General features: G+C 51.4%; 15 protein-coding genes. 14 read left to right on the top strand and 1 reads right to left on the bottom strand.

Annotated elements, in window-relative coordinates; translation table 11 throughout:
- The first annotated feature begins 39 nt into the window (after positions 1-39).
- The 14 genes from AC6I7T_RS25825 (at position 40) to rsgA (ending at position 14,550) form a co-directional block, all read left to right on the top strand.
- Positions 40-1,659: a Do family serine endopeptidase gene (locus AC6I7T_RS25825; protein ID WP_497790651.1), complete on the top strand. Its 1,620-nt coding sequence runs from the start codon at positions 40-42 to the stop codon at positions 1,657-1,659.
- Between the two features lie 156 nt (positions 1,660-1,815).
- Positions 1,816-2,298 (top strand): peptidoglycan-binding domain-containing protein, encoded by a 483-nt coding sequence (locus AC6I7T_RS25820; RefSeq protein ID WP_497790649.1) that lies wholly within the window; start codon positions 1,816-1,818, stop codon positions 2,296-2,298.
- 933 nt (positions 2,299-3,231) lie between these two features.
- Positions 3,232-3,576 carry an STAS domain-containing protein gene (locus tag AC6I7T_RS25815; protein WP_497790648.1) on the top strand — a complete coding sequence of 115 codons (345 nt, stop codon included), beginning with the start codon at positions 3,232-3,234 and terminating at the stop codon, positions 3,574-3,576.
- Positions 3,567-4,601 (top strand): methyl-accepting chemotaxis protein, encoded by a 1,035-nt coding sequence (locus AC6I7T_RS25810; protein WP_497790647.1) that lies wholly within the window; start codon positions 3,567-3,569, stop codon positions 4,599-4,601. The genes AC6I7T_RS25815 and AC6I7T_RS25810 overlap by 10 nt, the downstream gene beginning before the upstream one ends.
- Before the next feature lie 37 nt (positions 4,602-4,638).
- On the top strand, positions 4,639-5,004 hold the full coding sequence (locus AC6I7T_RS25805; protein WP_497790645.1) for a response regulator: 366 nt from the start codon (positions 4,639-4,641) through the stop codon (positions 5,002-5,004).
- An 11-nt stretch (positions 5,005-5,015) separates the two neighbouring features.
- Positions 5,016-7,106 (top strand): chemotaxis protein CheA, encoded by a 2,091-nt coding sequence (locus AC6I7T_RS25800; RefSeq protein ID WP_497790644.1) that lies wholly within the window; start codon positions 5,016-5,018, stop codon positions 7,104-7,106.
- A gap of 11 nt (positions 7,107-7,117) precedes the next feature.
- The gene (locus AC6I7T_RS25795) at positions 7,118-8,881 is read left to right on the top strand and encodes a methyl-accepting chemotaxis protein (protein ID WP_497790643.1); all 1,764 of its coding nucleotides are present in this window, start codon (positions 7,118-7,120) and stop codon (positions 8,879-8,881) included.
- Between the two features lie 27 nt (positions 8,882-8,908).
- Entirely contained in the window at positions 8,909-9,409 is a 501-nt protein-coding gene (locus AC6I7T_RS25790) for a chemotaxis protein CheW (protein WP_497790641.1), read from the top strand.
- A gap of 65 nt (positions 9,410-9,474) precedes the next feature.
- A complete protein-coding gene (locus tag AC6I7T_RS25785; protein ID WP_497790639.1) occupies positions 9,475-10,506 on the top strand; it encodes a CheR family methyltransferase in 1,032 nt (343 codons plus the stop codon).
- A complete protein-coding gene (locus AC6I7T_RS25780) occupies positions 10,475-11,542 on the top strand; it encodes a protein-glutamate methylesterase/protein-glutamine glutaminase (protein WP_497790638.1) in 1,068 nt (355 codons plus the stop codon). Before AC6I7T_RS25785 ends, AC6I7T_RS25780 begins: the two co-directional genes overlap by 32 nt.
- Before the next feature lie 483 nt (positions 11,543-12,025).
- Complete coding sequence (locus AC6I7T_RS25775) at positions 12,026-12,553, top strand: hypothetical protein (protein WP_497790637.1); 528 nt, start codon at positions 12,026-12,028, stop codon at positions 12,551-12,553.
- Positions 12,554-12,636: 83 nt separating this feature from the next.
- Positions 12,637-13,263, top strand: a complete 627-nt coding sequence (locus tag AC6I7T_RS25770; RefSeq protein WP_497790636.1) for a cysteine hydrolase family protein — start codon at positions 12,637-12,639, stop codon at positions 13,261-13,263.
- Positions 13,264-13,480: 217 nt separating this feature from the next.
- Positions 13,481-13,675, top strand: coding sequence for a hypothetical protein (locus AC6I7T_RS25765; protein ID WP_497790635.1), 195 nt, complete (start codon positions 13,481-13,483; stop codon positions 13,673-13,675).
- 53 nt (positions 13,676-13,728) lie between these two features.
- Positions 13,729-14,550 carry a ribosome small subunit-dependent GTPase A gene (gene rsgA / locus AC6I7T_RS25760; RefSeq protein WP_497790634.1) on the top strand — a complete coding sequence of 274 codons (822 nt, stop codon included), beginning with the start codon at positions 13,729-13,731 and terminating at the stop codon, positions 14,548-14,550.
- A 464-nt stretch (positions 14,551-15,014) separates the two neighbouring features.
- Here rsgA and AC6I7T_RS25755 read toward each other — a convergent pair whose 3' ends face one another.
- A complete protein-coding gene (locus AC6I7T_RS25755; RefSeq protein WP_497790633.1) occupies positions 15,015-15,299 on the bottom strand; it encodes a hypothetical protein in 285 nt (94 codons plus the stop codon).
- Positions 15,300-15,351 lie beyond the last annotated feature (52 nt).

Raw genomic sequence — 15,351 nt, 5'->3', positions numbered from 1 at the left:
TGGACGCCAACTGTTCTCCAATAACGAGGTTAGACCCGAATGAAATCTCTCGTCGAACGGCTGCGTGCCCGCCGTCTCGCTTCAATTTTCGTCCTCCTCGCAACGTTATCCACTGGAATTCTGGTTGGTTCAGTCGTTGCGCATGGCGTAAAGGGACAAGAGACTCAGACCGACAGCTCGGACGCCACTCCCCTTAAGGTTCCTAAATCCTCGGTGGCTCCAAACGCCTTCAGCCAGATAGCGAAACAGGTAGGGCCGGCGGTTGTGAACATCAACACAGAAACCTTGCCCAAGGAACAGCAACAAGGGCGTCGTAAGGGTCCACGGCTTCGTCAATCGCCCAACCCCGATGACGAAGATCAGGACCAGGATCAGGATCAGGGTATCCCTGACTTCTTCAAGCGTTTCTTCGGACAAGGTCCCGATGAGGACGGCGCCGGGCCTGATGGCCAGGTACGCCAATCTCTCGGCTCCGGATTCATCGTCGACGCCAAGGGATACATCATTACCAACAACCATGTGGTCGAAAAGGCTGACAAAATCTATGTAAAGCTGGCCAGCGACCCGGATACCTCTGACCAGGGCCGTCCTGCCAGGATCATTGGTACCGACCCCGATACAGACATTGCGGTCATCAAGATCGAAACAAAAGAACCCCTTCCTACCGTCAAGATGGGCAATTCCGATGCGGCCATGGTTGGTGATTGGGTCATCGCTATTGGCAGCCCCTTTAGCCTCTCCCAGACCGTAACCGCAGGTATCGTTTCGGCCAAGAACCGCACGATTGAGCCGGGACCGAAGGGCCAATTCCAGCACTTCATCCAGACCGATGCCGCCATCAACCCCGGCAACTCCGGTGGTCCGCTCGTGAATATGAACGGCGAAGTTGTCGGTGTCAACACCGCCATCTTCACCCAGTCGATGGGCTACCAGGGCATTGGCTTCGCCATGCCGTCCAATACCGTGATCCAGGTCTACAACGACCTGATCAGCCCGACACACAAGGTCACCCGTGGTTCGATCGGAATCAGCTTCCGTCCGAATCTCCCGGCCGCTGTAGGTCGCGTTTACGGCTTCAAGAATGGGGTATTGGTCCAGAGCGTCACCGCAGGTGGTCCAGCCGATAAGGCCGGAATCAAGGTGAACGATATTATCGTCTCGATCGACGGTCGCCAGATTAAGGATGGAGACGATCTGGTCAATGAAGTGGCCAGCCGCAAACCAGGTTCTTCTATGCGCCTCGGTTACCTGCGGAATGGCAAGGAAATGACGACCAGCGTTACTGTTGGCGACCGCGCAAAGGTCTTTTCTGCAGCCCCACAAGCTGCTGCAGAAGAAGACAATAACCCAAGCGGTGGCGCAGGAGCTGGCGAAGGAAAGATCGGCATTGTTGCTCGTGACCTGCCGAGTGCCCTAGCGGACAAGACTGGCCTCAGCGGTGTGCTGATCCAGAATGTCCGTGCAGGCTCCTTTGCCTTCGAAATAGGCCTACCTGAAGGCGGCGTTGTTACCCATGTCAACAAGCAAGCCGTCCACAACCGGCAGGAATTCGATGCCGTCATCAGCAAGGTGAAATCGGGTCAGGATGTCGTTTTCGAGGTCGTCGACCCCAAGGCACCCCAGAGTGGCGTCAACTACTTCGCCGGAACCCTCCCATAAATTCCTGATATATTAAATTTGGGAATAAACCAGAAGCGAAACGTCACCCCGGGAAAAATCCGGGGTGACGTTCTTCTTTCCCTTGCCAAGCACAATCGGTCTTGATTAGTCTCCTAGGGAGATTGAACTCCAATCTGATTTGTTGAGGTTTCTTGCATGCTTTTTGTTCGAGCAGGCTTAGTCGCGGTTCTACTTGCGACACTCTCGGCTTCCCCCATACTTGCGGCACGTGCACATCGCGCCCCCACCAGCGGACACGCCAGATCTAGCTCCCGGAAATCAAAGGCAGTAGCAGCCCCTAAAGCCAAAAAGGTAATTCGTGGGCAGCGCGGCATTGATCCTGACCGGGCTAGAGAGATCCAAACAGCCCTGATCCGCGAGAAATATCTCACAGGTGAACCCACTGGACAGTGGGATTCAGCAACCGAGGCGGCAATGCAGCGCTACCAGGCCGACCACGGATGGCAGACCAAGTTGATACCTGATTCCCGTGCCCTAATTAAGCTCGGCCTTGGTCCAAATCACCACGGCGGTGCAGAAGCAACAGCTCCCTCTATGGGCTTCCAGTCTTCGTCTGGCATTTCCGCAGCTACAGATGAGGCAAAATCGGCTCCTCTGCGCACCTCAGCTTTCAATTAAAGCATTTGAAATTCGAGCAAACCCCTCCCCTGCGGAGGGGTTTGCTATTTGTGCTGCAAACAAATCACTTACATAGCCCCTCCCGACAATCGTCCCATTTAGAGCAAAACCAGCGTAGATGTATCCCGAGCCACAAATCCTTGCGCAGGTTTTCCGAAAACCTGCACATCACCGTATTCGGGAAGGACACAGTAACGCTGGTTTTGCTCTAATTCGCTTCGCTCGTGAAGATAAGGCATCCCTGTTCTCAGTAAGGGAAAGTATTTCTCGCTAGCGATACCGCAATCTCGGCATACCTTCCATAACCCGCTACATCTTCCCTCTCTGCACTTTCAGATTCGTCAAAAATCCTGGCTGGCCGTCAGCACTGTGTTACGAGCAACGCAGTTGAAACCAACAAAGTGTGATCGTTTCAACCAAGGGGAAACGGTGCGGGAATACACCTTCTACCACTCAGGTAATTGATTTCAAAGAACTCCGTATCTTCCAATAGCAGCACCGGCATTAACCATCATTAGACTTAGTCTCACCACATATAACTCACCAATAACTCCCCCGGTGGTCACCAAAAGCAGCACTTCAATACGGCACATTCTTAAGATGTGATCCCCTATTGACAAGCGCTGGTAAAACAGATCGAAGACGCTCATCTTACCGGTTTCACCGATATCTTCCTATCTATCTAAGAATGAGTACCTTGCGTGAATAACCGCGATTTTATTGGGGAATTTTGCCATTCCCAATAAGGGCGACTACAGTTTCCACTCCCGAAACTTTCTTCCACAACCTATGTTACTTTCGTGCGTTTATCTCTAATGTTCCGAATAAGCCTTGCCGAAGAGGGAGATGTAAACAAGGAAACAATTAACCGATCCGAACAGGCAAGCCGCTCGCAGTGCAATGTATGTCGGCCAATCGGTAAAGGGCACCTGCATGGATAGCACATTACCCTCCGCTGAAGCGATTCAAGAGCAGACTGCAAGACTGAGAGTAGCGAACGAGACAGAGTTGGTTCCGGCAGAGCATCTGCGATTGCATGCTTTGGAACTATTGGAAAGCAATATCGATCTAACAGTGGATCTGTCCGGGCTCGAAACACTCGATATCGGAACACTGCAGATCCTACTTGCGCTCGAACAGGAACAGGAAAGAAAGAACCTTCGCCTTACCGTAACAGGCGCTTCGTCAGCGCTCCTCCGTTGGTTTGAATACTCAGGAGCGCAAGACCTTTTCCTTACCACTACCCCTATGGAAAGGACTTCGTCCCAATGGAATTGAGAGTACGCAAATTCGAGAATCGCTGGTTCCCACTACAGAGAAGCGCCCCGGCTATCCCTGTCGAACCGCCGCAATTCTTGCATGCGGAAAAGATAAGCAGCGCACTTACTTCTTATATCCCCGCAATCGCCATCATGGACACACAGCTGAAAGAGACTGCCAGTCAAATTGAACAAGCTGTGATCGATGTTTGTACAAGCTTTGAAGGGATATCCAGCCGCGCGCGGGAGAGCGTAGCCAAGACCACTGCATTTTTGGCTAGCAACAGCAACAGCTCTCAAGAGAAGGCGTCCGTAGAAGAGCTCATTCAGGAATGCCAGGCTACCATGGAGACGCTGCTGAATACGATCGAGCACGCGGGCGAAGTATCCCGTAAGGCTGTCGACCAGATGCGGATGATAGACAGCTACTCGCAAAAGATCAGCGCCTCGCTCAAGCAACTGGACGGCATTGCCGAAGGCAACAAGATCCTGGCAATCAACGCCCGTATCGAAGCTGCACACGCGGGAGAGGCCGGAGCAGGATTCAGTATCGTCGCCAATGAAGTCAACACCCAGGCGCAGAAGTCGCGTGAAGTCATTCAGAAAGTCTCCGAGCTATCGAGTGAGCTTCGTACCGCTGCAAAAACAGCGGTAAAAGACCTAGAGAAAATGGATCAACGCGACAAGAAGAGCGCAGTTGAAAGCCGACATCAGGTTACAACCGCCCTCAACGGATTCCAGGAGATGCACTCGCGTATGCAATCCATGCTTGCAGAGATGGGAAGTGAAGGAGAGCTATTGGCAAACGACATCGCCTCGGCCATACGCGGACTGCAATTTCAGGACAGAGCCAGTCAACGCATCGCACATGTCCGAAGCGGACTCGAAACGTTGCAGCAGAGGTTGGAGCAAGCTAGCCGGGGAGAAACCGCCGCACACATTGACATCGCCAATGACATGCTTCATTGCTACACGATGCATGAAGAAAGACAGGCGGCAGGAATAAACGATAGCGCACAACCAGGGGAGATTGAACTGTTTTAAGTAGCCCGTTCACGCAAGTAAGGCAACAGGAAAAGATATGCCACACAATATTCTGATCGTCGATGACTCTATTTCTATGCGCCAAATGGTCAGCTTCACCCTTAAGCAGGGTGGATTTAGCGTCGTAGAAGCCGAAAATGGACAGGATGCCCTTAGCAAACTCGGCACCCAAAAGGTCCAGCTAATCATCACCGACCTCAATATGCCGATCATGGACGGAATCACTTTTATACAGTCGGTTCGGCAAAAACAGGAATGGAAGCATATGCCCATCCTGATGTTGACAACAGAAGGTCTGAACTCAAAGAAAGAACAAGGAAAGGCTGCAGGAGCTACTGGGTGGATCGTTAAACCTTTTGACCCGCAAAAGCTCCTTCAGACAGTCGCCAGAGTATTGCCCTAAGCACGCTCTATATGCAAATTGATCTTGGACAATTTCGTCAGCTCTATCTGCAGGAAAGCGCAGAGCACCTGGAATCAATGGAATCCTCCCTGCTCAAGCTTCGGCTTGAGAGAGAGAATGCAGATCTGCTCCATTCGATCTTTCGTGCAGCTCACTCCATCAAAGGAGGAGCAGGATCTTTTGGATTAACGGAAGTTGTTCGTTTCACCCACACGTTGGAAGAGCTTCTGGATCGATTGAGGGACTTCGAGATTTCAGTAACAGACGATCTGGTCAATCTGTTGCTGGAATCCGTCGATGTCCTGCAGGGATTCTTTAGCGCTGGAGCTGAAGGCCCCCTCCCGGAGACAGCGGAACATGTTCTCTCCCGATTGCTTCCCTTCACCGCCACAAAAGCTGCGCCTCTTCCCGTTCCGTCAGCAAAAGATACAGGCATCAGTCTGCGCACCTTCCGAATCCACTTCCGCCCGGCTCCTAATATCTTCGACTCTGGAACCAATCCGATCCTGCTCTTGAGAAATTTGAGAGATATCGGAGAAGTCCGCCAGTGCGAAATAGATACGCAAAAGTTGCCCAGGCTGGCAGAAGTAGATCCTGCACAGTGCTATCTCTCGTGGACTGTCGAACTCGTAACCACCGGAACAGAGCAAGATATTCGGGAGATCTTCGAATTTGTTGAAGATCAGGCAGAGATTTGCATCGAAGAACTCAATTCCACGCCGGGACCTGAAATTGTAGCCGAGGCACAGAAAGCGGAGACGGCAAAGGAAGCAAACAAGCCATCTACCCCGTGCGGCCAGAAGCAATCGAAATCTCCAGCGGAATCGGGATCTATTCGTGTAGCCACGGAAAAGATAGACCGCCTGATTGACCTTGTTGGCGAGCTGGCAATTTCGCATTCGATAACATCGCAGATGCTGGAGCATTTTACCCCCGAAAACCTTCCGCATCTGAGGGAGTTGGTGAAGTCGCTTGAACGCCACACTCGCGAGTTGCACGAGCGGGCTATGTCAATCCGCATGCTGCCGATGGGAACTCTCTTCCAGCGCTACTCGCGCACCATACACGACATCGGACGGAACACCGGAAAGCAGATCACACTCCAGACGCATGGAGAAGATACCGAGGTAGACAAGAGCATTCTGGAACAGCTGGGAGATCCGCTCACCCACCTGATTCGCAATGCAGCCGATCACGGAATCGAGCCTCCGGAAGAACGCACGGAACAAGGCAAACCTGCCAATGGAACGATTTCCTTGCAGGCCTTTCATCAAGGTGGAAAGGTGATCCTTGAAGTCAGCGACGATGGCAGAGGAATGAACACGGAGAAGATCCGCCAGAAAGCCATCTGCTCAGGGCTTATCTCCGCCGATGCGCAATTATCGGAAGACCAGTTGAGGATGCTGATCTTCGAACCCGGCTTTTCTACCTGCGACAAGGTTAGCGACCTCTCCGGCAGAGGCGTCGGAATGGACGTCGTAAAGAAAAACGTGCAAGCGCTGAATGGCTCCATTGCCATCGACAGCACTACAGGGAAAGGATCGACGATACGTCTCGCCCTTCCTCTTACGTTGGCAATTCTGGAAGGCTTACTTGTTCGCGTCGCCGACAGGACACTTGTACTTCCGTTGCTCTCCGTTCTTGAATCCATCTCTCCTCGCCCGGAACAGGTCATTACGGTTGCAGGGCAAGGCGAGGTGGTTATCCTTCGCGAAGAAGCTATTCCGCTGCTAAGGATGAGAAGGTACATGGGGGTTCTAGACAACGCCTCCCTGAAAACTTCAGATACCGAAGTCTCTTCTCAGCAGCGCACGGAAGACACACCCGCGAACCAACGCAATCTGATTGTCATCGTAGAGCACGGCAGACGGAAAATCGCTTTGGCGATTGATGAACTGTTAGGTCAGCAACAGGTCGTTATCAAATCTCTGGACCGTCATTTCCGCAAGGTTGACGGGCTGATGGGCGCCACCATCCTGGGAGACGGCTGTGTTGCACCAATCATGGATATCGGAGGACTGGCCTCCTCCTCTCTCTTTGCGCTCAGGCCAGGAGCAATCAATACACAAAAAACCTCATTCGTTAGAAATGAAGCTAATTAGGAGTACGCATCATGCAATGGTTTAAAAATTTACATGCTATGCCAAAGCTAATTCTAAGTTTTGGACTACTTTTGGCAATCTCTGGGGTAATTGGATTTCAGGCTATGATGCGTTTGAGCGAATCCAATGCAAGGATTGACGAACTCTACCGGAAGCACGTTATAGGTCTCAGCGAAACAGCCAGCTTACGTAAATGCAAGCTTGCCTGTGGACGTTACATCCGCGATGCCATCATCAACTCTGGAGATCAGGCCAAAGTGGCACAAAGCGAACAACGCGTTGAATCCTTTTTCTCCGAACTCAATACACATCTCGATGCGGCCAGCAAGCTGCTAGTAACGCAAGAGGGACAAGCACAGCTTGAGCTCATCCGCAGTCTGCTCCCGCAGTGGGCCCAGGGCAATCGCAACGTACTTGCAAACCTCAAACAAGGCAATACCAGGGGCGCCATAGCAGCCTTGGATGCAAATGAAGAAGCATCCCTGCGCATCGATACAGCAGCGCAGCGCATTGTCGATTTGAAAGTGCAAGTGACGGAGAAGAGCTGGGAAGAAGCGTTGCAGTCCTATCAACGCACCCGCGTCAATATGCTCTTGATGTTGACTGGCAGCGTATTACTAGGAGTGATTTTGGCGATATGGATTGCCCGTCAGTTCTCTCGTCCTCTCTCTCAGACAGTAACGGTACTTCGGAAAATGGCTGCCGGAGATCTTACCTCGCATCTCGAGATCGAGACGAAGGAAGAAGTCGGACAGATGGCCGATGCACTCAACGAAGCATTGGAGCACCTGCGCCAGCTGCTCGATGAGGTCAACACAAGCTCAACACACGTAAGCTCAGCAGCACAGGAACTCGCAGCCACTGCGGAAAACTTCGCGGCCGGATCGCAGGAACAAGCTGCCAGTCTGGAAGAAACCTCGGCCAGTCTGGAGGAGATTACTGCTGCCGTTCGCCAGAACGCCGACAACGCGAAGGAAGCCAATGTTCTTGCCGCCAACTCCCGCGACGCAGCAGAACAAGGCGGAGCTGTAGTTGCTACCGCTATCTCGGCAATGTCGGAAATCAACTCTGCTTCAGCGAAGATCTCGGACATTATTACAACTATTGATGAGATTGCCTTCCAGACTAATCTTCTAGCCGTGAATGCAGCTGTAGAAGCAGCACGCGCGGGCGAACAAGGCCGTGGATTTGCGGTAGTTGCCTCCGAGGTTCGTAACCTGGCACAACGTAGCGCAGGTGCCGCCAAAGAGATCAAGCTCCTGATCCAGGACTCATTAAGGAAGGTCGAACGCGGGTCGGACTTAGTCAACCGTTCGGGAGAAACTCTCCAAGGAATCGTGACCTCAGTCAAACACGTTACCGATATCGTCGGAGAGATCGCCGCAGCTTCCGCAGAACAGAGTGCCGGTATCGACCAGGTCAACACAGCGATGTCGCAGATGGACAGGGTCACACAGTCCAACTCTACGCAGACGGAAGAATTGTCCTCCACAGCGCAGTCACTCTCAGAACAGTCAACGCGTTTGTTAACTCTGGTTCAGAAGTTCACGATCAGAGAGAACTCAGGTTCCAGACTCGGACATCATCTGCCCGCAACACAGGCCGGAACACCTAAGCGCAGCACAAGCTCCAGCGCACTGACGCCGCGGCGCTCTTCGACCTCTGCATCGATGAAAATCGGATTCCGGAATGGAAACGGATTAAAGAAGGGCGAGCACTCACTCGCTTCCACAGCAGTTATGGAAGCAACAGACGATGATTTTGAGCAGTTTTAGGAATGCAACGCCTGAGGAATGATCGCCATGATGAATGTTGAAGTGAGTCAAACACAAGTACCCGATGTGCCGCCTCAAGAGCCGCAGCAATTCCTGACATTTCTGCTCGAAAAGCAGGAATACGGTGTCGAGCTCTTGAATATCCAGGAGATTCGTGGATTTTCGCCGATAACGCCTATTCCGAATGTCCCGGTTCATGTTCGTGGAGTTATGAATCTGCGTGGAACGGTTCTTCCGGTGATTGATCTTCGTATGAAGTTCAATCTTCCGGAGGTGGAGTACACCAAGTTCACAGTTATTGTCATCATCACCGTTGCAGGGAAGATGGTCGGACTATTAGTCGATGCCGTATCGGATGTGCTGATGGTCTCTCCGCAACAGATTCGGCCTGCTCCGGATTTCGGCAGCACAGTGGATACGCGCTTTATCAGTGGAGTTTTCGAGACGCACGACCACTTGGCTGTAGCTCTGAATCTCGAACAATTACTCTCCGAAGGGGAACTGGCTTCCGCTCCGGTTGTTAATTGAAAGCTTTAAGAGCAGTCCGGGGATTACAAGCCGGACTGCCACACAGTACTACTTAGGGGAACCATATGTTTTCTTGCTGCACCGTTAATGAAACGATTCACCCGAAAGACTTCCAGCTTTTCCAGCAGCTCATTCATCGGGAAACAGGAATTTGGTTGAGGGATTCCAAACAGCTGATGCTGTGTTCACGATTGGCACGCCGACTACGGCACCATGGAATTACCACCTTTCATCAATACTACGAATATCTCCAAACCCAGGACACGAAAAAGACAGAACTGCTCGCACTGATCAACTGCATCACTACCAACAAGACCTCCTTCTTTCGCGAGTCTCATCACTTCAAATTCCTTGAGCAACTTATCCACGAAAGATTCCGGCACTCCCGGAATCACGGAACCATAGGGCAATTCAAGGTTTGGAGTGCTGCCTGCTCAACTGGGGAAGAGCCCTATTCGATTTTGATGACAATGATGGAAGCTATTCTGGCCGCAAATTCGCCTACCGGACCGAGCCTGATTTCGATGCCTGATCCTGCAAGTCATAATCGTCCCCTATTGCATAACTTGCCGCTGTGGGACCTGCGAGTACTAGCAACAGATATCGATACAGACGTTCTAGACCGCGCCAAAGCCGGTATCTATGACGGGGACAACACAGATTCCATCCCCGCCTTACTGCAAAGAAAATATTTTCTACGTGGGACCGGCAGGATGGAAGGCATGATGCGGGTGAAGCCGGAACTTCGTCAGAGAGCAGAGTTCAAGCGCCTGAATTTCAAAGATGCAACCTGGGCTATCGAAGAACAATTCGATGCCATCTTCTGTAGAAACTGCTTGATCTACTTCGACCAGCAGATGCAGGAAAATGTCATCCGACGGTTGATCCGTTATCTTCGCCCCGGTGGACATCTCTTCCTTGGACATTCGGAACACATGCCATGGCTTCAGGAGATTCTGATTCCTGTTGATCGGACCACCTATCAACTACCTGCGCAAGCAGACGAGCGACAAGACACGGGTACAGCACAAATTATTCCTGATATGACATGGACGAGGGACCGGTATGCAACAGCGGTGCAAGCTTCTTATCGTTGATGATTCAGCACTCATGCGGCAGATCCTGGCCCAGATTTTCTCTTCTGACCCGGATATTGAAATTGTAGGTATGGCAGGAGATCCCTACGTTGCAAGAGAAAAGATCAAGACACTGCATCCCGATGTCCTGACACTCGATGTTGAGATGCCACGCATGGACGGACTCACCTTTCTTGAGAAGTTGATGCGCGCCCATCCCATGCCTGTTGTGATGATTTCATCACTCACCAACAAAGGTGCGGAGACCACACTCAAAGCCCTCAGCCTTGGGGCCGTTGATTACATCTCGAAACCGACGCTCGACATTGCAAACAAAACCATCGCGCGCTCAGACGAAATCATCGCCAGGGTAAAGGCTGCGGCAAAAGCCCACCTTGTAACGAACCATCAGGAGAAAGAAAGATCCTTCCGTCCAAGCTCTGCAGTACAGTGCCCCTTCCCTTTCCCTCGTAAGGTTGTGGCTATCGGTGCTTCAACCGGAGGCACAGAGGCTCTTCGCGAATTGCTAACGCCTCTTCCTGCAAACTTCCCCGGTATTGTGATCGTGCAGCACATGCCTGAAACCTACACGAGCAAGTTTGCCGAACGCCTCGACTCTCTGTGTGCAATGAGAGTAAGAGAAGCTCGGGATGGAGATCAGGTTGTTCCCGGTCTTGTCCTGCTGGCTCCGGGAGGCAAGCAAATGGAAGTTACTCGCCGGGATGGAATCAATCTGGTACGGGTTTACGAGGGGGAGCGGGTGAATCGCCACGCCCCATCGGCCGATGTTCTCTTCGCCTCCTGTGCACGCAACCTCAAGAGTGACGCTATCGGAGTCATCCTAACTGGCATGGGAGCCGACGGTGCCAGAGGTATGTTGGAGATGAGACGTGCAAAGGCCTATACCCTCGCACAAGACGAAGCTAGTTGTGTCATCTTTGGTATGCCCAAGGAAGCGATAGCATTGGGAGCAGTAGATTCAGTGTTACATCTCTCCCGTATGCCCCTGGCCTTGATACAAAAGATGCAACAAGTGCGTACGGCTACAGCGGTGTAGCCCTGCAGTAGAAAAAAACTTCGGATGACATATCCCTACTCCGGCTTTGCCGCAAAGTAAAACAGAGCATACTAGAGCGGAATCAGGGTTACTGTGTCCGATCCGGCAAGGGGCTAAGAGCAACTTTTCTCTGTGGCTTGCGGATACATCTACCCTGATTCTGCTCTAAGGCCAACTGCGACTTCCATATCGGTAACCGAGCGATACTTTGAAATTCAGCTATGTCCGGTTACCGATACCGCAACATCTCCTATACATTCATAGCCCTCGCAGAACCTAAAACTGCACAATCGAGGCATAACCCCGCGTTCCCCTGCATATACGCTCTTCTGCTAGCGGACCGCTCACTATCCATTCGAGCACAACTCCAATTCCAGACAATACAAAGGTATAAACCGATACTTTCGTCTAGTGTGAATGAGATCTTTATTCTGGCCTAATCATCAATGTCATGGCAGAGCTTCACCACGCCAAGGAGGGAAGATGGAGGACAACACGCTAGTTGAATCGAGCTTTTCAGCCGTTATCAACGCACCCATAGAGAAGATTGATATCCCGGCATGGTGTTTCAGCTTGCCGGAAGCGGAATACCAATCTTGCTCTCCAGCCCACTGTTCCGCAGGCGTAACCACGGCTCCAGACGGCAAACGTATGTCAATCAATGTTGAGATACTCGGTGGAAGCCCTATGGTTCAACATTATCTGGAGGAAATTAGTGAACCTGATCACCTGAGACTTGTATCGAATTCAGATGTTTTTACGCCTACGGGACGGATCAAAGTCGGCGTGATCTGGGACCTAAGTGTCAAAAAGATCGACGATCGCTCCTGTGAATTCACCAATATGGTTCATAGTACTGCAACCCCGGAGCTCATGGACCTCCTCGCCAAACAAGGTATTCCCTGGGAGGTCTTTAAAATTGCACGCAAGCCGATTTCAGAGGCTCACAACAGACAGGAAACGCCTCTATTCGCTCAAAGTATTGAACGACATGCTCTAAGAGAACGATGATTTGTCGGCATCTAGGCTGCGTATAAGTAGCATCGCTCATCTGACTCGGCGTCCAGCCCGGTATCGAACAAATTGGAGTGGATATGGCCAATCTGACTTATGAAAGAGAGATTACCGCACTTCTGGTAATCGACCCTTACAACGACTTCATCTCTGAGGGAGGTAAGGTATGGGACCGCCTGAAGACAGTCGCAGAGGCAAATCAGTGCGTTTCCCACATGCTTCAAGTCTTGACTGCTGCACGGAAGGCACAACTGCGCGTTTTCTATGCGCTACATCATCGATATCGACCAGGAGACTATGAGACATGGAAGTATATCGCGCCCATCCAGAAAGCAGCCTGGGAGAGAAAGACCTTCGAAAATGGTACGTGGGGTGGCGAGGTTCGCACTGAATTCATCCCTCATCCCGGAGAGTTTGTAGCTCAGGAGCATTGGTGCTCCAGTGGCTTCGCCAATACAGATCTGGATCTGATGCTTAAAAAACATGGCGTGCACAAGCTCATCGTCATCGGGCTCATCGCTCACACTTGTGTAGAGGCCACTGTCCGATATGCTGCCGAGTTGGGCTATGAGGTCACGGTGGTGAAAGATGCAACCGCAGACTACTCGGAAGAGATGATGCACGCTGCTCTCGATATCAATATGCCCAACTATGCAAGCGCAATCGTAGCTACAGAGGAAGTTCTCAATTCAATTACGGCTCTGTGATCCGCATAAAGCCCTTCGCAGGAAGAGCAGAGGACGCGATTCGATATCCACATGAAGATAGACATCAAATTTGACGTCCCAATTGCGCCAGATCTAAACTGAGCACTTGATGATTGTCCGTCTCTAATCCCGTTTCGTTGCGCGTTACGAAAGCATCCCTTTCTAGAGGGGTGTAGTGCGCGCATGACCTCTGTCTGTAACATTACGGAGATTAGAGATGCAGCTTACCCTGCTGGGCTGGAACCAAAGGTTCGCAGCCGCTTTTGCTAGTTATGCTTCTACCGGCCTGATTCCCGGGCGTATCGTTCAACAATTCAACCACCTTTACACTGTTGCCACTGAAGACGGCGAATACGCGCCCAAATCAGTGGCCGTCTGCGCTACGAGGCTCAACCACAGCAATTGCCTGTAACCGGAGATTGGATTGCTCTTCGCATCCCGTCCGACCACGGAACAGCACAGATCATGGCGGTTTTGCCACGGACTACTTACTTCTCCCGTCGAGCTGCAGGGAAGGGTGAATACGAGCAGATCGTAGCAGCCAACCTGGACTTTGCGTTTCTGGTAACCGGCTTGGATAACGACTTCAGCCCTCGACGGATTGAACGTTATCTGGCTGCGGCGTGGAACAGCGGAGCCATGCCGGTGGTAGTCCTAAACAAGCTCGATCTCTGCACAGATCCCGCATCCCGAATTCATGCAGTCGAAGAAGTCGCTCTTGGCACCGCAATCCATACGGTAAGCGCTCTATATGGAGACGGACTCGAGGAGCTTGTTCAATACTGTCTGCCGGGCAAAACTATAGCCTTACTCGGCTCTTCCGGTGTTGGCAAATCGACTCTGATCAACTGCCTGCTGGAGAATCACAACCAAAGAACACAACCTGTTCTTGAAGATGGCCGGGGACGGCACACCACAACCCGTCGAGAACTTCTCTTTTCCCCAAGGGGCGGCATGGTGATCGATACTCCAGGGATGAGGGAATTACAGCTATGGGACAACGACGAAGGGCTGCAAGTAACCTTTGACGAAATCGAGACTCTGGCTCGTAATTGCCGTTATCGCGATTGTAGACATCAAGGCGAACCCGGCTGTGCAGTGCTTGAAGCGGTGAATACCGGAGCTCTCAGTCCAGAACGCTTGTCCAGCCTGCACAAGTTGCAGCGTGAACTTGCCTGGTTGGATCGAAGAGAGGATCCGATGGGGGATCTTGATGAAAAGCGACGCTGGAAGAACATTCATAAATCGGTCAAACGCTTTATGAAGGAATCTCCCAAATATAAGTAGCCAGGATTCTACATTGCTACTTCAATGAGCAAGTTCTGTGCCAGAGTTTGTCATAACTCTGGCACAGAACTCCGATTTCAAAAGGCTCTATCTTCCAGATAATCAGAGATTGAATGAGGTACACCGGGTTACCTCCAGTAAGGGAATTTTATTTACGCCAAGGCGTAGAGATGCCGTTTCCGGCTTTTCGGAGAGGCCAGAACTGCCCTTGACCACCCTCCTCTTTGTATGCGAGATGTAATCGCCACCGGTCAGGCAGACGTGTTCCCAGCCAAGCAGAGACCCGAGACTGACTTCAGTGCTGTAGAGGAATGTTGAAAGCGTTTGATTCTCTCAATATCTGTAATAGAGCATATGAAAACAATCGGGCGCCATTCTAGTCGCTCCACCTCTCAGCAAAACAGCATGAATCCGACCATTCGCCGAGCTCCGTTATTGTGCTTTGCCACTGGAACCACTACGTTTTAGGTAGAAATCTTTTGGCCATCAAACCTGGGTACTTGATTGCCGGAATAAGCTTGCAATACCTTCTTCTGCCACTGCTCTTGAACAAGCGTTTGAACAAGTCTATCGACGCTTTGTTCGCTGATCGCGACACAATCCACATCTAGACAGTACTGCCGCCCTGGAGAAGACTCTTTCTCATAGAAATAGAATCTCCATACTTGTTCATCGAATTTTTTCTGGGTTTCGCAACTATAACCAGATATCGCACCCAGACGCTCACAAAGCTGTTCTGCTTTCTTCATGCCAACGTGCCTCCGTTAAAATAAACCCCTTATTCTACGTGACAGACAGCTC

This window comes from Humiphilus diazotrophicus (genome assembly GCF_059726315.1).
Note: the sequence above shows the minus strand (reverse complement) of the source record. Positions and strands in the feature narration are given on the sequence as shown.